General features: G+C 53.4%; 21 protein-coding genes and 1 riboswitch. Of the genes, 13 read left to right on the top strand and 8 right to left on the bottom strand.

Annotated features, from left to right (window positions below; translation table 11 throughout):
- Positions 1-115 precede the first annotated feature (115 nt).
- Positions 116-754, top strand: a complete 639-nt coding sequence (locus NW211_RS12070; RefSeq protein ID WP_258327985.1) for a recombinase family protein — start codon at positions 116-118, stop codon at positions 752-754.
- An 81-nt stretch (positions 755-835) separates the two neighbouring features.
- On the opposite strand, the gene NW211_RS12065 is transcribed toward NW211_RS12070, so the two are convergent.
- Both NW211_RS12065 and NW211_RS12060 read right to left on the bottom strand, forming a co-directional pair.
- Positions 836-1,606 (bottom strand): glycerophosphodiester phosphodiesterase family protein, encoded by a 771-nt coding sequence (locus NW211_RS12065; protein ID WP_258327984.1) that lies wholly within the window; start codon positions 1,604-1,606, stop codon positions 836-838.
- Positions 1,607-1,641: 35 nt separating this feature from the next.
- Positions 1,642-2,598, bottom strand: a complete 957-nt coding sequence (locus tag NW211_RS12060) for an HAD family phosphatase (RefSeq protein WP_087409590.1) — start codon at positions 2,596-2,598, stop codon at positions 1,642-1,644.
- A gap of 448 nt (positions 2,599-3,046) precedes the next feature.
- On the opposite strand from NW211_RS12060, the gene NW211_RS12055 reads away from it, so the two are divergent.
- From NW211_RS12055 to NW211_RS12040, 4 genes are all read left to right on the top strand, one after another.
- Positions 3,047-3,676, top strand: coding sequence for a hypothetical protein (locus NW211_RS12055; protein WP_258327983.1), 630 nt, complete (start codon positions 3,047-3,049; stop codon positions 3,674-3,676).
- A gap of 27 nt (positions 3,677-3,703) precedes the next feature.
- Positions 3,704-4,270 carry an RNA polymerase sigma-70 factor gene (locus NW211_RS12050; protein WP_258327982.1) on the top strand — a complete coding sequence of 189 codons (567 nt, stop codon included), beginning with the start codon at positions 3,704-3,706 and terminating at the stop codon, positions 4,268-4,270.
- A 1-nt stretch (position 4,271) separates the two neighbouring features.
- Complete coding sequence (locus NW211_RS12045; protein WP_258327981.1) at positions 4,272-5,237, top strand: FecR family protein; 966 nt, start codon at positions 4,272-4,274, stop codon at positions 5,235-5,237.
- 121 nt (positions 5,238-5,358) lie between these two features.
- Positions 5,359-7,668 (top strand): TonB-dependent receptor, encoded by a 2,310-nt coding sequence (locus tag NW211_RS12040; protein WP_258327980.1) that lies wholly within the window; start codon positions 5,359-5,361, stop codon positions 7,666-7,668.
- A 112-nt stretch (positions 7,669-7,780) separates the two neighbouring features.
- Here NW211_RS12040 and NW211_RS12035 read toward each other — a convergent pair whose 3' ends face one another.
- From NW211_RS12035 to NW211_RS12025, 3 genes are all read right to left on the bottom strand, one after another.
- Positions 7,781-7,960 (bottom strand): DUF4250 domain-containing protein, encoded by a 180-nt coding sequence (locus tag NW211_RS12035; protein WP_025279088.1) that lies wholly within the window; start codon positions 7,958-7,960, stop codon positions 7,781-7,783.
- Between the two features lie 127 nt (positions 7,961-8,087).
- On the bottom strand, positions 8,088-8,726 hold the full coding sequence (locus NW211_RS12030; RefSeq protein WP_087409583.1) for a hypothetical protein: 639 nt from the start codon (positions 8,724-8,726) through the stop codon (positions 8,088-8,090).
- Positions 8,714-9,226, bottom strand: a complete 513-nt coding sequence (locus NW211_RS12025) for an NAD(P)H-dependent oxidoreductase (protein ID WP_258327979.1) — start codon at positions 9,224-9,226, stop codon at positions 8,714-8,716. The genes NW211_RS12030 and NW211_RS12025 overlap by 13 nt, the downstream gene beginning before the upstream one ends.
- A gap of 405 nt (positions 9,227-9,631) precedes the next feature.
- On the opposite strand from NW211_RS12025, the gene NW211_RS12020 reads away from it, so the two are divergent.
- The 6 genes from NW211_RS12020 to NW211_RS11995 all read left to right on the top strand — a co-directional run bounded on the left by NW211_RS12020 (position 9,632) and on the right by NW211_RS11995 (position 12,876).
- Positions 9,632-9,961 carry a helix-turn-helix transcriptional regulator gene (locus tag NW211_RS12020; RefSeq protein WP_087409585.1) on the top strand — a complete coding sequence of 110 codons (330 nt, stop codon included), beginning with the start codon at positions 9,632-9,634 and terminating at the stop codon, positions 9,959-9,961.
- Between the two features lie 78 nt (positions 9,962-10,039).
- A complete protein-coding gene (locus NW211_RS12015; protein WP_087408833.1) occupies positions 10,040-10,270 on the top strand; it encodes a thioredoxin family protein in 231 nt (76 codons plus the stop codon).
- Between the two features lie 11 nt (positions 10,271-10,281).
- Positions 10,282-10,686, top strand: a complete 405-nt coding sequence (locus NW211_RS12010) for a nitrophenyl compound nitroreductase subunit ArsF family protein (protein WP_258327978.1) — start codon at positions 10,282-10,284, stop codon at positions 10,684-10,686.
- Between the two features lie 10 nt (positions 10,687-10,696).
- The gene (locus tag NW211_RS12005) at positions 10,697-11,410 is read left to right on the top strand and encodes an aromatic aminobenezylarsenical efflux permease ArsG family transporter (RefSeq protein ID WP_258327977.1); all 714 of its coding nucleotides are present in this window, start codon (positions 10,697-10,699) and stop codon (positions 11,408-11,410) included.
- Positions 11,407-11,856: an arsenate reductase ArsC gene (locus tag NW211_RS12000; RefSeq protein ID WP_258327976.1), complete on the top strand. Its 450-nt coding sequence runs from the start codon at positions 11,407-11,409 to the stop codon at positions 11,854-11,856. The genes NW211_RS12005 and NW211_RS12000 overlap by 4 nt, the downstream gene beginning before the upstream one ends.
- A gap of 51 nt (positions 11,857-11,907) precedes the next feature.
- A complete protein-coding gene (locus NW211_RS11995; RefSeq protein ID WP_258327975.1) occupies positions 11,908-12,876 on the top strand; it encodes a permease in 969 nt (322 codons plus the stop codon).
- Between the two features lie 121 nt (positions 12,877-12,997).
- On the opposite strand, the gene NW211_RS11990 is transcribed toward NW211_RS11995, so the two are convergent.
- The 3 genes from NW211_RS11990 to NW211_RS11980 all read right to left on the bottom strand — a co-directional run bounded on the left by NW211_RS11990 (position 12,998) and on the right by NW211_RS11980 (position 14,298).
- Positions 12,998-13,360 carry a DUF190 domain-containing protein gene (locus tag NW211_RS11990; RefSeq protein ID WP_258327974.1) on the bottom strand — a complete coding sequence of 121 codons (363 nt, stop codon included), beginning with the start codon at positions 13,358-13,360 and terminating at the stop codon, positions 12,998-13,000.
- Between the two features lies 1 nt (position 13,361).
- Positions 13,362-13,739, bottom strand: a complete 378-nt coding sequence (crcB, locus tag NW211_RS11985; protein ID WP_087408837.1) for a fluoride efflux transporter CrcB — start codon at positions 13,737-13,739, stop codon at positions 13,362-13,364.
- Between the two features lie 22 nt (positions 13,740-13,761).
- A riboswitch (Fluoride riboswitch) is annotated at positions 13,762-13,824 on the bottom strand.
- 126 nt (positions 13,825-13,950) lie between these two features.
- A complete protein-coding gene (locus tag NW211_RS11980; protein ID WP_087408838.1) occupies positions 13,951-14,298 on the bottom strand; it encodes a helix-turn-helix domain-containing protein in 348 nt (115 codons plus the stop codon).
- Positions 14,299-14,454: 156 nt separating this feature from the next.
- Here NW211_RS11980 and NW211_RS11975 point away from each other — a divergent pair, with 156 nt between their 5' ends.
- Positions 14,455-14,838: a nuclear transport factor 2 family protein gene (locus tag NW211_RS11975; RefSeq protein ID WP_087408839.1), complete on the top strand. Its 384-nt coding sequence runs from the start codon at positions 14,455-14,457 to the stop codon at positions 14,836-14,838.
- An 18-nt stretch (positions 14,839-14,856) separates the two neighbouring features.
- Positions 14,857-15,396 carry a flavodoxin family protein gene (locus tag NW211_RS11970; protein WP_087408840.1) on the top strand — a complete coding sequence of 180 codons (540 nt, stop codon included), beginning with the start codon at positions 14,857-14,859 and terminating at the stop codon, positions 15,394-15,396.
- Positions 15,397-15,548 lie beyond the last annotated feature (152 nt).

Below are 15,548 nucleotides of genomic sequence, written 5' to 3'. Positions count from 1 at the left end.
CCTTTTTTTATACCCACCCGCCGACCTCATCGAGCCCGCCATCTCCGGGGCAGTCTCATTTTCTCACCCTCGCGGAAATACCATACCTTTATCCTCCGACAAAAAACAATACAGTATGGTAATTGCATATTTAAGAATCAGCACCAGCAGACAGCACCTCGACAATCAGGCCGACGAAATCAGACGTTTTGCCCGCTCTCGCGACATGAACATCGACCGGTGGGTAACCGAGATTGTAAGTGGAAAGAAAGACCAACGAGAGCGAAAACTCGGAAGGGTAATCAGACAATTGAAACCGGGCGACACCCTTATCGTAACCGAAATCTCGCGATTGAGCCGTACCCTCACCGAAATCATGGCCATCATGGGCCGATGCCTCGAGAAGCAAATCACCATCTACTCGACCAAAGACGGCTATGCCTTCGACAACACCATCAACAGCAAGGTGCTCTGCTTTGCCTTTGGCCTTGTGGCCGAAATCGAACGCAACCTCATCTCGATGCGAACCAAAGAGGCGCTGGCCCTGCGCAAGGCCGAAGGGGTGACCTTGGGACGCCGCAAGGGGAGCATCACCAAATTGCGTCTCCTCATCGACCACGAACCCGATATTGTCGAGCGGCTGGCCCGAGGCGAGTCGATTCGCTCGATATGCCGGGGATACGGTGTATCGACCGACACCTTTCTCAAGTTGCGCAAGCTGTCGCCCCGGGTAGAGTGCGCCTTCCGCTACAAACAGCTACCGGCCCCCGAATAAAAAGGGGGCTGTACCCGGATGTCACGGATACAGCCCCTTGTGAGAAATAGTCTAATCGCCTATTTAAAGTTCAGTCGTATCTTATTTCTTCAGCATCTCCAACAGCAGCACCGGCTCGTTGGTGGTGATATAGTCGGCCTTGTGGTCGATGAAGTATTGCAGGTCTTCGGCCTTGTTGACCGTCCACACATTCACGGTGAGGCCCAGGAGGTGTGCCTCGTCGATCCATTGCGGATTGGCTTTCAATACCTTATAAGCATAGTCGAGGCCGGTATAGCCCAACTCCTTGAGTTCGGCCGGGGTCTTGTCGCCGTTGAGATAGGCCACCTTGGCCTCGGGTGCCAGCTTTATCAGTTCGGTCCCCACCAGGTTGCTGAAGGCAATATACTCCACCTGCGCCTCCATCTTCTTGGCCTTCACCATATCGACCACCTTCCGGGCCAGTTCGATATTGCGCTCGGGAGTCGACTGGGTTTTCAACTCCAGCACCAGAATCATGGGAGCCAGTTTCTTGCCGGCATCGAGGTAAGCCTCGAGCGAAGGCAGATTCTCGCCGTTTTTCAGTTTCGACCGGGTGAGCCGGTCGAAATTGCTCTTCTCGATCTCCAGCCCGTCGAGTGTATGGGCATCGTGATTGACCACCAGCCTGCCGTCGGCCGTGAGCCAAATATCCAGCTCCGACCCCCAGCAACCGGCCTCATGAGCTTTTTGCAACGAGGTGAGCGAATTTTCGGCCGAACCTTCACACTTCCAATAACCGCGATGTGCCACAGCATGAGTGGTGTACTGAGCATAAGCACTCTGCGACAGGGCCAGCAATAGAGCAGCCGCCATAAAGAGTTTCGATTTCATAGTTATCTCACGTTTTTATTGGGTTTATAACTTGTTCAAGGTTTCATATTCTCGGCATTGGTCCTTATCTCGAAGAGAGCCGTCTTGAAATCGACCTGCGTATCGCGCACATCGTTGCAACGGACGATAAGGGCCCCCTCCTTCTCCCAATACGACTTCACGGTGTGGCCGTTCATGGGACCGTCGGCTTCGCCCCGCACGGTTACATCGTCGGGGTTGACGACAATCTTCAATCCCCGCGATTCGTTGAGCATGTCCATATCGCCCCGACTGTTCCCCCCCACAATGAGGGGCACCGCCTTGATGTAGGTAGGTATCACCTGTGCCTTACCGTCGTCCTGAGGTATGGGCATGATAATCTCGTCGCTCATCACACCGTTCTTCACCACCCCCTTCACGCCCAGTACATGCGTCACGGGGATACCCAACTCGTCGGCCACAAAGCGCTGATAGAGGAACTCGGGCGAGGCGGTAAGAATCCATACTTCAAAGCCAAACTCCTTCAGATTGGCAATCAAGGCCTTCATCTCGGGATACATTTTCCCCTTATAAGAGCGCATGTAGCAGTCGTAACCGATTGTCGCAATCTCCTCGGGAGTCATGCCGGCGAAGAAATGGACCCGATCCTCGACATAGGGTTTGCCCACGTTGTTGCCATCCTTCACCATGCGGTCGATAATCGCCATCTTCTGCCGGGCCAACCGGTCGGTGCGCTCCCGGTAATGCGTCTGGGCATAGGCATAGAGAGCCTCGTCGGCCAGATAGTAGGGGGCTTGCCCGAATACGGTACCATCGCAATCGAAGACGGCAACCTTGCGGTCGGTAATCGAGAGAGTCGTTTGCAGAAACTCCTCTATGCGTTCATTCGTCTCGGCGGGCCAGGTCGAAATGGGCCGATAGGTTTGAGCCGACAACACTGAGACTACACTCACGGCGAGTATTACCCAGGTTTCACGCAGCCGACTCAATCGGGGAAAATCTATCCTCTTCATATAATTATCATCGGTATGGTTTACAACATCGACAAATATACAAATTTTATTCTTCTCCACGGTTTTCAAAGGGAAAAATTTCGAAACAAAAAGCAAATTAAAAAATCAGAAATCGAAAGGAAACGAAAATTTAATATCTCTGTAATCTCCCTGTCAACAGACAAAGCAACCCAATGCCCCGGACAATCGCCTCGAATATTACGAAAGGCGATAAAACCGGAACGATAATTCCGAAAATTTTATTTTGCTGATAATAAGATAGATACGAAAAATTATGAAAATTTTTTTCAGCACAGGTAGGGGGATTTTCAAACTCCGGCGTTATAAGGTCAAAATCACATAGCTAAGCGACCCACACGGGAAAGCAAAAGCAGCCGGCTTCCCACCACGCACAACGCGGAGAGAAAAAACGGCTCACCATTTACACAACGAAAAAAATTAACAAATTATGAAAATCAAATTTATTGCATTACTTTTGTGCGCAGCCGTAAGCAGCCATGTTGTAAAAGGACAAGAAACCACCGCTAATAACACCCAGTCTATGCCCCGCCACGAAATACGCCTCTCGGCCAGCGACGGACTCACACTCGGACTTGCAAACGTCTTTGGCATGGGCTTGAGCGACGCAGTAACAGGCAGCAAGCGCAGCGACGAAAAATCGAGCCTGGTATACAGTCTGGGTTACAGATACTCGATTGCCCAATTCAGAGTAGGTGCCGACCTGGGATTCGTTCAATCGACCGGCAAGCTGACCCTGGCTGGTGAAACAGCCCCCTCGCTGAAAGAGAAAGACCTGAACTTCATGTTGTTGCCCACGGTCGAATTTGTATACTTCAAACGCGGTGTCGTTGAACTCTACGGTGGTGCTGCCGCCGGTGTAAATCTGGTGAACCACACCGAAAAGAGCCTGAACCAGACGGCTACCAGCAACGCCAAGAAGAGCGACCTCTCTACCACCTTTGCCTACCAGGTAAACCCCATCGCCCTGCGAGTTGGCAACCAACGCATCGGTGGATTCCTCGAAGCCGGCCTCGGATACAAAGGCTTTGTGACCGCCGGCGTAAGCTTGAGATTCTAATCACCCCATAACCTGCGAGTGCTACTTATGCGAGAGACCAGAAAAGAAACCTTCAAGTCCCTGTTCCAGAAACACTATCCCCGGCTATGCCATATAGCCTACGGATATGTGCTGGACCGAGACGACTCGGAAGACATTGTGCAAGAACTCTTCATCAATGTCTGGGACAAAGGGAAAGATACCTTGCCCGAGAAAGAGTTTGCCGCCTACATGACCACTGCTATTCGAAACAGCTGCATCTCTTTCCTGCGCAAGAAACAGGGCGCCTTCGTTTCGATCGACGACTATCCCACTGCCGCCATCGACACGCCTGATGAAATCTATGATGAAGCCGACGAAGCGAAATCGCCCGACAATCTCCTGCAAGTAGCACTCGCATCGTTACCTCCTAAATGCAAAGAGGTCTTTTTGCTGGCCAAACTCAAAGGTATGAAATACCGCGAGATTGCCGAGAAGCTGAACCTTTCGGAGAAGACTATCGAGAATCAAATGACCCGGGCTATCCGACTCCTGCGCACCTATGTGGCCGAAAACAATGCCCTGCGCATGATCCTTATCACAATCGTTTTATCAATCTTCTTAAACTGCATGTAAAATGGGAAATCACGACGACATAGACGAACTGTTGGCCAAACACTTCGCTCACGAACGGCTCACCGCCGCCCAGCAGGCCAAACTGGATCAATGGAAAGCTGCATATCCCGAAGAGAGCCAACGATTGCAACGGCTTATCGAGATGCCTATCTTCAGCGACACCTCGTTCAAGGTCGATACCGAAAAAGCCTGGGCCAAAGTCGAACCGCAACTCAAGGAGCACTCCCTGAAAATCGGTCGCTTCTCGCACAAAGCCTGGTTCTACTCCGCTGCCGCAGCCATTGCCCTCATACTGATAACTACCTGGATGATACTCTCTCACGAGACCGACACCCAAACCGTACGCTACGCCGATATAACCCAAACCGAAAACGTTCTTTTGCCCGATGGGTCGGAGGTTACCCTCTATCCCCATGCAACCCTGGCATTCCGATATGCCGACGACGGGACCGCCCGTCAGGTAGAGCTCACCGGGAAAGCGTTCTTTCACGTAAAAAATCGTGACAACGCCCCCTTCAAAATCTCTGCCGGACAGATGACGGTCGAAGTCCTGGGGACTTCGTTTCTCGTCGATGCCGCTCACGACAACAAGTCGGGCGTGTTTGTCGAGAGCGGACGGGTGAAGGTCTCTACCTCATACAACAACGTCATTCTGGAAGCCAACGAAAAGGTCGAAATCGCCGACGACCAGATGACACTGGGCCTGATCGAAGACCCCGCCTCCTTCTTCGGGAGGGGCGACTCGGTACTGGTTTTCAAAAACAGTCCCATCGCCACGGTGGTCCAGGAGGTGGAAAAGCAGACCGGTGTAAAAATCGAGCTGGGTAAAGGACTCGACCGAAACACGGTCACCACCAAAATCAATGTGAGCGAGCGTGAGAGCATAGCGGCCGAACTGGCTTTCGTGTGCGGCTGCCAATGCGACACTCTGGAAAAGGGGCGGCACTACAAACTTTATTATGAGTAAGTTACAATTCTTATTCTCTATAATAGCACTACTTTGGGTTCATTCATCGTTAGGTGAAATTACAAAAAGACCCGTTGCGATAGCAGAAGAGCGGATATCAGTCTCCGCCTCTTCTGCTTCTGTGTTACAATGGTTCGAGCAAATCGAGCGGCAATGCGACATCACCCTCTCGTACAACCCTTCGTCGATCGACCTCGACCGGGTGTGCACCTTCAAAACGGCAGGTGTCACCACCGTGGGGAAACTGCTGAAAGAGCTCCTGCGGGACTACCGCTTCAAGACCATCGAGATTTCACCCCGCAAACTGGTCATACAAATAGGCGAAGAGAAGTTCTTCACCCTCTCGGGTACCATCAGCGAAGAGGGAAGCAGCGAAAAGCTCTACGGAGCCATCGTCTCGCTTTACGACGAAAACGAACGGAAACAGTACACCCTCTCCGACGAAAACGGCCGATTCAGGCTGCCGTTGCCCGAAGGGAGTTACCGACTCTGCATCACCTGCATGGGATACGAGCCTTATGAACAGACGATTGTCGTCGACCGCGACCTGACCTTGCAACCCCAACTCAATGCCCAGCTCTTCGAAATCGAAGAGGTCACCGTGAATTCGCGCAAACTGAGCAACTCGCTCGACGAACTGGCTCCTTCGAGCATGCTCTCGTTCAACAGCAACGACCTCTTTTCGCAAATCTGGATTCTGCCGGGCGTGACCGGCATACCCACCGGCAACAACTTTCTGGTCGACGGAGGCGGATACGACGAGAACCAGCTCCTGCTCGACGGCGTGCCCGTATACCACCCGGGGCACCTCAACCTGATGCTGCCCGTATTCAACGGCGACGCCGTGAAGAATATCGTCTTTCACAAAGGGTTCTTCCCCACCAAACTCGAGGGGAAGCTCTCGTCGATTACCGAAATAAACCTCAAGGACGGCAACAAACAGGAGCACATGCGCACCCTCTCGCTCGACATGCCGGCCGCCTCGATCATGCTCGAAGGCCCCATACTCAAAAACAAACTCTCCTACCTGGTGAGTGCCCGGCGCAGTTGGCTCGACCTGCTCGACGAGTTTTTCTCCGAAGAGGACCGCCTCAACCACTCGACGCTCGACTTCAACGCCAAGTTGTCGTACGACATCTCGCCGTCGAGCTCGCTCAAGGCTCTGGCTTACCATGCGCAAGACATCTACCGCATGCCCGTCGGCCCCAAAGAGAAGATTACGGCCATGCGCTGGAACAACCAAATCTACCAGCTCGCCTACAACTTTTCGAAAGGGAAATTGAGCAACACCACCTCGCTCTTCTACACCTCACACGAAAATGTGGCGCATGCCGGAATACTGGGTTTCGAAACTGCGACACGCAGCTACATTCACAGCGGCATCAAGTCGATGAACGTATCGACCGAGTTCACATACAGCTACGACAACATCTACACCACCCGCTGGGGAGCCAAATATGCCCACGAGTTCTACGACCTGGCCATCCTGGGCGACACGGTACGTGTGCGCCACGAGCCCATCGACCAATTCTCGATTTTCTACGACAACCTCATCCGCATCACTTCGCAACTATTCACCCAGGTGGGAGTCCATTTCATCGGCTATCTGCCCGAGAAGCACCGCGACTATTACAGCATCCAGCCCCGCTTCTCGCTCAAATACTCGCCGTGGACCAACGACCTGTTCTATCTCAACTTCTCGCGCATGGAGCAGTTTTACCACTACCTGCGGTTCAACACCTTCTACATGCCCACCGACTTCAGGATGCCCAGCATCGAGTCGTACAAACCGCGCTCGTCGGAACACTACGAGGCGGGGTGGAAACACAACCTGCGCAACGGCGCCCTTGAGCTGTCGGCCTACTACAAGACCCGCCGCAACATCGTGGCCCTGCGCCCCGAGACCTTTGTCGAAGATACCGAGTGGGGCAACTACATCATGACCGGCAACGGCGACAGCTACGGCATCAAATGTTATTTCTACAACTACTGGCGGCACTGGTTGCTGCAACTCTCCTACACCTATGCCCGCAGCCGCGAGTGGTTCGACGAACTGAAGGCCAACGGGAAAATACCCTCGCTCTACGACATCCCCCACCAATTGAGCGGAGCCGTCACCTACAACCTCAACAGCAGCTCCTCCTTCTCGTTGGGCGGACTGTTGAGGTCGGGCAAGATACTCGAAATCGACGAGACAACTTTCGACCCCTTCCCCATCGAGCAGTTCCACACCCGGCGGGCTCCGCTCAACTACCGGGTAGACGCCGGCTATTCGTTCAAGAAAAATTTCGGGGACGACAAATTGCTGCTGCTTCGCGTAGGACTCTACAACATCGTGGGCAACCCGCCCGAAGAGGAGTTGCTCGACTTCTACTCCGTGCACTGGCCCTACAACTGCATGCCTTACGGGAGCATCAGCTTCAAGTTCTGAACAGGCAAAAAAAAATTCAGCTCCGGGTCTCGGGCTGAAATCAAAAGAGAGTCACAAACCGGTCACGGCACAAAACTCTCCCTGCGGGGAGGGCAAGAGCCGGTGCGACCGGTTACCAAAACTTGTTCTGGCTGGGGTTGTATTCAAAACCCGCACTGCCCAACTTGGCCACCAGGTCGGCCTTGCTGATGTGCATGTCGTCGCACAGCGCATCGAGCGAGGCATAGTTGTCGCGCAACTTGGTGTTGATAAACGAAAACAAGATCATCGGATCTTCGGGTAAGGTATTCATAATCTATTCCTTTCTGTTTCGGGGTGCAAAGATAGCAATTTCCCCCACAGGTGATACAAGAGAGCGGGAATAAAAATCACCACCCCGCCCCTTGCATATCGGCCGGGCCGGCAGCCGGGCCAGCGCCTCACTCTCCCGTCGGAGGCGTGTGGGGCAACCGCCCGTCCTCGATTTGCATCGTCTGCATCTGGCTCTTCGACACGCCGAACTTGCGGCCGAACGCGGTCCAATAGTACGTCGAGGCCCATATAAACAACCGCTTGCTCAGCGGCATGGTGGCCTGTATCGTGCGGTATTCCCCCCGGGCTACCGACCGTGCCAGCCGCTTGATGGCCCGCACGGCTACATACTTGAAGGGTGTACCCAGAATGGCCTCGCCGCTGCCCAACTCCAGAATAGACCCCAGCCGATAGCCGTTCTTCCGGCAGTAGAGGCGCATCATCTCTATGGCAATCTCGTTCTGGGTATACTCCAGAAAACCACAGTTAATCAGGATGGAGACCACCGGCTTACGTGCGGGTGGACAGCTCTCCAGCACCTTCAGAAACTCGAGGAACCCCACCGGCAGGGCATCGGCATAGAGGGGGAAGACAAAGAGCACATCGGTATACCCCGCCATCTGCTCGCACAACTCGCGATGATTGCGTCTGGTCAGGTTGAAATAGACCGTCTCGGCCGAGCAGTATTTCATAAAAAGTTCGGCATATCGCTTCGAATTCGACTTCGGAGCCCGGGGGCTGCCGTTGATAATCATTACTCGTCCCATAGTTCCACAATGTTTTTTACACAGTTTTCCAACTCGGCTTCGGAGGTGAATATCACCTCGTGACTCTCGAAGCTCATATTACTCGCATTGCGGGCTACCAGCCGACGGAAGAGAGCCTGCTCCTCGGCATCGATGTCGCCATAGGCCACAATCGTAGCCCGCTTGGGCACCACGGCCCGCTGCACATGGTGCGTCTCGCCCTTGACGATGCGGATAAAGGCCTGCTGCACCGGGATAGCCCGCTCGAGCATGCGCTTCATCTCCGTATCGTATCCGCCGTAAATCACCCGGCTCACATAGAGCACCCGGTCGCTGGCGGCAATATAGGGATAGACCCGGGTCGCATCGTCGCGCATCACACACTTGCCCGGCGTACGGGTCCAGCATCCGAAGCAGCCTGTACAGTTGGCTATCTTCAGCGACGAGAGGTCGATATACTTTATTTCCGAATGGTCTCGAATGTTCAATCGAATAGGTCGGTCACTCATAATCAGTTTCATAATCAATCGTTTTAAGGGTCAATACGCCACAGCAATCTACCGGCCAAATTTATATTGGTTCTAAATAATCCCCGAATTGGGTGGCAAAAATAGGCCATTTCACCACTCTCTCCAAAACGGCAGTTGCCGGTCTATCTATTTTTAGAACTTTTTATTGTTTCTTTTCAAGTTTGCCGAGGGGGTGTGTTTCCTTCGTCAAAACATTTCATAATCTTTTTGTTCTCAATGCAATACAGTTTTATACCATCTCCGGACATTCACTCTACAATACAACAACCGACCGCAGGCTCGTGTTCAGGCTGCACGCCTCGGCCCTTGTCTTGTAATACAATCGGAAAAAAAATGAGCGCGACCTGTTGTCCGGCAAACATATTGTTCGTATATTTGCGAACAACAATTCTGACTATGGACGAAAAACGAGACTATACCCTCACTCAGGAACAGTTGGCCCGGTATGCCAAAGCCCTGGGGCATCCGGCCCGGGTGGCCATCCTGCACTTTCTGGCCCAGCAGGAGACCTGCTACTTCGGCGACATCCACGAAGAGCTGCCCATCGCCAAAGCCACCGTATCGCAACACCTGAAGGAGCTGAAGGAGGCCGGCCTCATCCAGGGCGAGGTCGAGACACCCAAGGTGCGGTATTGCATCAACCGGCAAAACTGGGAGAAGGCCCGCCGACTGTTCGGCGAGTTTTTCGAGCAGTGCGTCTGCCCGTCGGGGAAGTGCTGCCCGTAACAGCCCCCCCCGTTTTTTTTTCGAACCTATTGTTCGTTATTCTACGAATTACGTTTAACTAATATAATTACAATAACTATGGAAATTAAAGTTTTAGGAACCGGCTGTGCCGGGTGCAAAGCATTGTATGAACGAGTAGAACAAGCCCTCGCCGAGCTGGGTATGACGGCCACCCTCACCAAAGAGGAGGACTTGATAAAAATCATGGCCTACAACGTGATGACCCTTCCGGCTCTTGTCGTCGACGGAAAGGTGGTAGCCAAAGGCAAAATATCGACCGACGAGATAAAAAGCATTCTCACCCGATAAACGCAGCAGCCATGAAACCGATACTCCTCACCCTTTCGTTCCTGCTCTACCTGACGGCGAGCCTGGCACAAACCACATCCGATACCTATGTCGAGGTGCTCTACTTTCACGGCAAACAGCGCTGTGTCACCTGCAAAGCCATCGAGGCCTGCACCCGCGAAGTTATAGACGAACAGTTTAACGCTCAAGTCAAAGAGGGAAAAGTACGATTCCGGGCCATCGACATTTCGACCCCCGACGGTGAAAAACTGGCCGACCGCTATCGGGTAAGCCGCTCGTCGCTCTTCATCAACGGGTGGAACAACGGCAAGGAAAGCCGCAACGACCTCACCCTCTTTGCATTCCGGAATGCACGCAGTCACACGGAGCTATTCAAGCAGGAGGTAAAAGAGACGATTGTCCAACTCCTGAAATAACCCCATCCCCATGGAATATCTGCAAACCCTGCTCGAACAGAGCGAGATGCCCGTCATCACCGCCTTTCTGCTGGGACTGCTCACGGCGGTAAGCCCCTGTCCGCTGGCTACCAACATCACGGCTATCGGCTTCATAGGCAAAGACATGGCCAACCGCAACCGCATGTTTGCCAGCGGCATTCTGTACACCGTCGGGCGCATAGTCGCCTACTCGGTGCTGGGGGCCATACTCATTGCCATCCTGCGAAGCGGAGCCGATACCTTCCTCATCGAAAAGGAGATAAGTCGGTGGGGCGAACAACTGATTGCACCACTGCTTATCTTCATCGGTCTGTTCATGCTGATAGGCGACAAACTCCCGCTCGCCCGGTGGGGCTTCTCGCCATCGGCCAAGAGCGAACGGTTGAGAGGCGCATGGGGCAGCCTGCTGCTCGGTCTGCTCTTTGCCTTGGCCTTCTGTCCCACCAGCGGGGTGCTGTATTTCGGTATGCTCATCCCCATGTCGGTCATCGAGCCCGAAGGCTATCTGCTCCCCGTGGTCTTTGCCCTGGCTACCGGACTGCCGGTTGTCGTGGCGGCCTGGATACTGGCATACAGCGTGGCGGGTATAGGCAAATTCTACAACCGCATGCAACTCTTTCAAAGATGGTTCAACCGCCTGGTGGCAATCATTTTCATCGCCATCGGCATCTATTATGCACTCACTCAACTCAATTGGATATGAAAATCTTGATTCTCTGCACCGGCAACAGTTGCCGCAGCCAGATGGCTCACGGCTTTTTACAATCGTTCGATGCCAATCTGCAAGTTTTCTCGGCAGGAACCCATCCGGCCGAGCAGGTCAACCCGCATGCCGTCGAGGTGATGGCCGAAGCCGGCATCGACATAAGCCATCACCGCCCGACCGATGTCGCAACCTGCCTGAACGAAACGTGGGACTATGTCATCACCGTGTGCGACCACGCCCGCGAGAGTTGCCCCGCCTTCTCGGGAGAGGTGCGCCACCGGCTGCACATCGGCATCGAGGACCCCTCGGAAGTCACCGGGTCGCCCGAGACGATAAGGCAAGCCTTTATCCAGGCTCGCGACCTGATAAAAGAGAGGTTCTCCCGATTCTATCTGACCGAGATTCTGGGGAAAGAACTGCCCCGATGTGCCTGTGAACGATAAATTTTTAAACGCAATGTTCGTAATATTACAAACAAAAAAACTTAGCCTGTTATGATACAACAATTTGCCGACTGGCTGGTATACGACCTGTTCGGGTTGAGTGCCGCCACCCCGCTCGGCAGCTCCCTCAACTTCTTTTTCTACGATTCGATAAAGATCATTATCCTGCTTTTCTTCATCAGTGCGATTATGGGTATCGTCAATGCCTACTTCCCCATCGAACGGCTGCGCGACTACCTCACCTCGCGGCGCCTCTACGGACTGCAATATCTGTTCGCCTCGCTTTTCGGAGCCATCACCCCCTTCTGCTCCTGCTCGTCGATACCGCTCTTCATCGGGTTTGTCAAGGGAGGCATTCCTCTGGGGGTCACCTTTGCCTTCCTCATCACCTCGCCGCTGGTCAACGAGGTGGCCGTGGCCATGTTTCTCGGCACCTTCGGGTTGCGCATCACCCTCGTCTATGTGGTGAGCGGCATCCTGCTGGGCATGATTGGCGGCTTCGTGCTGGGCCAGTTGAAGCTGGAGCCCTACCTGAGCGACTGGGTAAAGCAGATACAACAAAACGCCTCGGCCGACTTCAACACCTGGGAGCGCGAACAGACCCCCTTCGTGAAACGGTTGCCCTCCATCCTGCGCGAAGCGTGGGGCATCGTGAAAGGGGTACTCCTCTACATCGTCATAGGCATAGGCATCGGGGCCGCCATGCACGGGTATGTGCCCGAAGGATTTTTCGAGCACTACATGTCGCGCGACAACGTGTGGGCCGTACCCCTCTCGGTTGTGCTGGCCGTACCCATGTATGCCAACGCCGCCGGCATCGTGCCCATCATCGAGGTATTTGTAGCCAAGGGCATACCCATCGGTACCGCTCTGGCTTTCATGATGGCCGTCGTGGGGCTCTCGCTCCCCGAAGCCACCCTGCTGAAAAAGGTGATGACCTGGCGACTTATTGGTATCTTCTTCGGCATCATCACCCTTTTTATTATCTTGTCGGGATACCTGTTTAACGCCATTCTGTAACCGACAGCAATCGGGGAGAGTGAGCCGGGATTCCTTCATCTCGACTCCCCTCCCCGTTTCTCCTTTTTACCGGCATGGCGAAGATAGCGCCACCGACCGCTACGGGCACTGCATCGTGTATCTACCGAACGGCCGGTCTGTCCCCCTTTTTCAGGAAGAGAACCTCGACATCCTGGCAGGTAACCAAACAGCCTTTAGGCAACGATTCGAACCACGGAGCCATTTGCTCGACAAAGGCATCGATCTTGCTCTCTTCATCGATCATCTCGACCACTACCGGCACCTTCTCGGTAAACTCCCAAAACTTGACCGGAGTCAGTTCGCTACTGGTTCCGTAACCCATGAGACCTTTATATACGGTAGCTCCTGCCAAGCCAGATTGCCGGGCCTTGTAGGCAATCGTCTCATAAGCCGATGTGTGATCTACCTTATCGGTATTGCTCAAATAGACCCGCAATGCCTTATACTTTTTTCCCAATTCCATATCACAACCATTTTACAAGGGAATACCCCACATACAACATGAAAAGGCCGCCCAACAAACTCAACCCCACATAGAGAAACAGGTAAAAGAAGTTGGCATCCCTGATCATCTGGAAACTCTCATTGATAAATGTCGAAAAGGTGGTAAAGCCGCCGCACAGTCCTACGGTAAGAAACAGGCGTAGATTCGCACTCATCAGGTTGTTCCGTTCAAACAGTCCGTAAAAAAGACCTATGGCCAGACAGCCCAGAATATTTACACAAAAGGTGCCGACCGGGAACGAGTGAAAGCCCCAGCTTTGTATCGCTTTGGAAAGAAGATAGCGCAGCGCACCCCCGGTAAAACTGCCGGCCCCTACAATCAGCAATGTCTTCAGCATAAAATGTCATTTTATTATTGTATCACAAGTAGGGATCATCAGCACATAAAGGCGGTTAAAAGCTAATCCCATAGCCGGTGCAAAGATAGTGAAAGGTGAGCGACAAGCAAAGATGCTTGCATTATTTGCTTGGCCGAACCGCATCCTATCTTCTGTAAAAAGAGGATAAAGGCGCGGCCTCATACCGTCTCAAACAGAAAATTCACCGGCCTCACTTGCCGTACTTCCGCTCAAAAAGCTCTTTGTTTTTCGTACCCCACTCGAGCATGGCGTCGATGATGGGAATCAGGGTCATGCCCAGCGGCGTGATGGAGTATTGCGAACGCGGCGGCAACTCGGCATAAATGGTCTTTTCGACCAGGCCATCCTCGACCAGCTCCTTCAACTGCAGGTCGAGCACCCGCGGAGTTGCCTCGGGCAAAGCCTTGTGCAGTTCACTGGGGCGCATCGACCGGTACCGGAGTTCGTCCAGAATACACGATTTCCACTTCGAGTCGATCAGACTCATGGTCAGCCGCAAGGGACAATCCAAATCGACAGGTATCTTACGCTCATACATAATCGCACTCCTTTCTGATTACAAAGACAAATGTACAACATACTGCCCAAAATGGCGATATACCGAAAAAATTTTCAGTACCCGAATAATTTTACGGTACTTGTAGAAACAAGGATTACCCCATAGCTTTGCAACAAACATAAAACCCAACTGAATATGAGAGCAAGTATAGCAGAGTACAAGGCAGTCGAAGCGGCTGCCATGAAGTTTGTCAAGAGTGTGGCAGAGGGCAACAGCCGCTATGCCAAAGAGTTGTTTGTCGACGAGGCCGTGCTCTTCGGCTTTCTGGACGGTAAACTGGAACATGGCTCCATCGAGCAGTTCTACCACAACGTCGATACCGTGGGCGCCGGCGAGAACTTCGATGCCCGCATCGACATCGTCGCCCTCGAAGAGACGGTAGCCGTCGTGCGCGTGCTCGAAGAGAAGTGGGGCGGACGCATCGACTTTACCGACTACCTGCTGCTGTTGAAAATCAATGGCGAGTGGAAATGTGTAGCCAAAGCCTATAACCAAAATTCCGATACGATTCAACAATAAGAAAGGAGAAAAACGACCATGAAAATAGTAGTCATCACCGGCAGCCCCCGCAAAAACGGCAACAGCTTTGCCATGACCGAAGCCTTTATCCACGAAGCCGAGCAACGGGGCCACTCGGTACGCCGGTTCGATGCCGCCTTCCTGAAGATAGGCGGTTGCCACGCCTGCATGACCTGTTACAAAACGGGCAAAGCCTGCTCGTTCGACGACGATTTCAACGACATCGCCCCCGCCATACTCGAGGCCGATGCCGTGGTATTCACCATGCCGGTCTATTGGTATTCGATTCCGGCCCAGATCAAAGGAGCCATCGACCGCCTCTTCTCGCTCGTGGTGGGCGGCAAAGAGGTAGCCGGCAAGAAATGGGGCTTGATTGCCTGCTGCGAAGAGGACGACACCACCGTACTCGACGGCGTACGCATCCCCATGGAGCGCACCGCAGCCCTGCTGCAGTGGGAGATGGTAGGCGAAGTCCTCATCCCCGGCGTGCTCAACGTGGGCGACATCGACCACACCGACGGCTGCCAGCAAGCTGCTGCCCTAGCCGACAAATTCTGATTACCCTCTTCATTTACACGCACTCCCCGGCCCTTGCATCACCACAGGGCCTGGGGATTTTTTTTGTGCCGCACCTCGTGCCGGAATATCGCTCATGCCACAACAAAAAAGAGCCTTTCTCCCGATTCTGGGGCGTCAACATGTATACTTGA

This window comes from Barnesiella sp. ET7 (assembly GCF_024733785.1).
Classification (GTDB): domain Bacteria; phylum Bacteroidota; class Bacteroidia; order Bacteroidales; family Barnesiellaceae; genus Barnesiella; species Barnesiella merdigallinarum.
Note: the sequence above shows the minus strand (reverse complement) of the source record. Positions and strands in the feature narration are given on the sequence as shown.

Excerpts from the sequence above, each read along its gene's own strand:
- NW211_RS11970 (WP_087408840.1), top strand. The coding sequence starts at position 14,857 with ATGAAAATAGTAGTCATCACCGGCAGCCCCCGCAAAAACGGCAACAGC.
- NW211_RS12020 (WP_087409585.1), top strand. The coding sequence starts at position 9,632 with ATGGACGAAAAACGAGACTATACCCTCACTCAGGAACAGTTGGCCCGG.
- NW211_RS11980 (WP_087408838.1), bottom strand. The coding sequence starts at position 14,298 with ATGTATGAGCGTAAGATACCTGTCGATTTGGATTGTCCCTTGCGGCTG.
- NW211_RS12045 (WP_258327981.1), top strand. The coding sequence starts at position 4,272 with ATGGGAAATCACGACGACATAGACGAACTGTTGGCCAAACACTTCGCT.
- NW211_RS12070 (WP_258327985.1), top strand. The coding sequence starts at position 116 with ATGGTAATTGCATATTTAAGAATCAGCACCAGCAGACAGCACCTCGAC.
- NW211_RS12055 (WP_258327983.1), top strand. The coding sequence starts at position 3,047 with ATGAAAATCAAATTTATTGCATTACTTTTGTGCGCAGCCGTAAGCAGC.
- NW211_RS11975 (WP_087408839.1), top strand. The coding sequence starts at position 14,455 with ATGAGAGCAAGTATAGCAGAGTACAAGGCAGTCGAAGCGGCTGCCATG.
- NW211_RS11990 (WP_258327974.1), bottom strand. The coding sequence starts at position 13,360 with ATGGAATTGGGAAAAAAGTATAAGGCATTGCGGGTCTATTTGAGCAAT.
- NW211_RS12015 (WP_087408833.1), top strand. The coding sequence starts at position 10,040 with ATGGAAATTAAAGTTTTAGGAACCGGCTGTGCCGGGTGCAAAGCATTG.
- NW211_RS11995 (WP_258327975.1), top strand. The coding sequence starts at position 11,908 with ATGATACAACAATTTGCCGACTGGCTGGTATACGACCTGTTCGGGTTG.
- NW211_RS12065 (WP_258327984.1), bottom strand. The coding sequence starts at position 1,606 with ATGAAATCGAAACTCTTTATGGCGGCTGCTCTATTGCTGGCCCTGTCG.
- NW211_RS12010 (WP_258327978.1), top strand. The coding sequence starts at position 10,282 with ATGAAACCGATACTCCTCACCCTTTCGTTCCTGCTCTACCTGACGGCG.
- NW211_RS12005 (WP_258327977.1), top strand. The coding sequence starts at position 10,697 with ATGGAATATCTGCAAACCCTGCTCGAACAGAGCGAGATGCCCGTCATC.
- NW211_RS12030 (WP_087409583.1), bottom strand. The coding sequence starts at position 8,726 with ATGGGACGAGTAATGATTATCAACGGCAGCCCCCGGGCTCCGAAGTCG.
- NW211_RS12050 (WP_258327982.1), top strand. The coding sequence starts at position 3,704 with ATGCGAGAGACCAGAAAAGAAACCTTCAAGTCCCTGTTCCAGAAACAC.
- NW211_RS12035 (WP_025279088.1), bottom strand. The coding sequence starts at position 7,960 with ATGAATACCTTACCCGAAGATCCGATGATCTTGTTTTCGTTTATCAAC.
- NW211_RS12025 (WP_258327979.1), bottom strand. The coding sequence starts at position 9,226 with ATGAAACTGATTATGAGTGACCGACCTATTCGATTGAACATTCGAGAC.
- NW211_RS12000 (WP_258327976.1), top strand. The coding sequence starts at position 11,407 with ATGAAAATCTTGATTCTCTGCACCGGCAACAGTTGCCGCAGCCAGATG.
- crcB (WP_087408837.1), bottom strand. The coding sequence starts at position 13,739 with ATGCTGAAGACATTGCTGATTGTAGGGGCCGGCAGTTTTACCGGGGGT.
- NW211_RS12060 (WP_087409590.1), bottom strand. The coding sequence starts at position 2,598 with ATGAAGAGGATAGATTTTCCCCGATTGAGTCGGCTGCGTGAAACCTGG.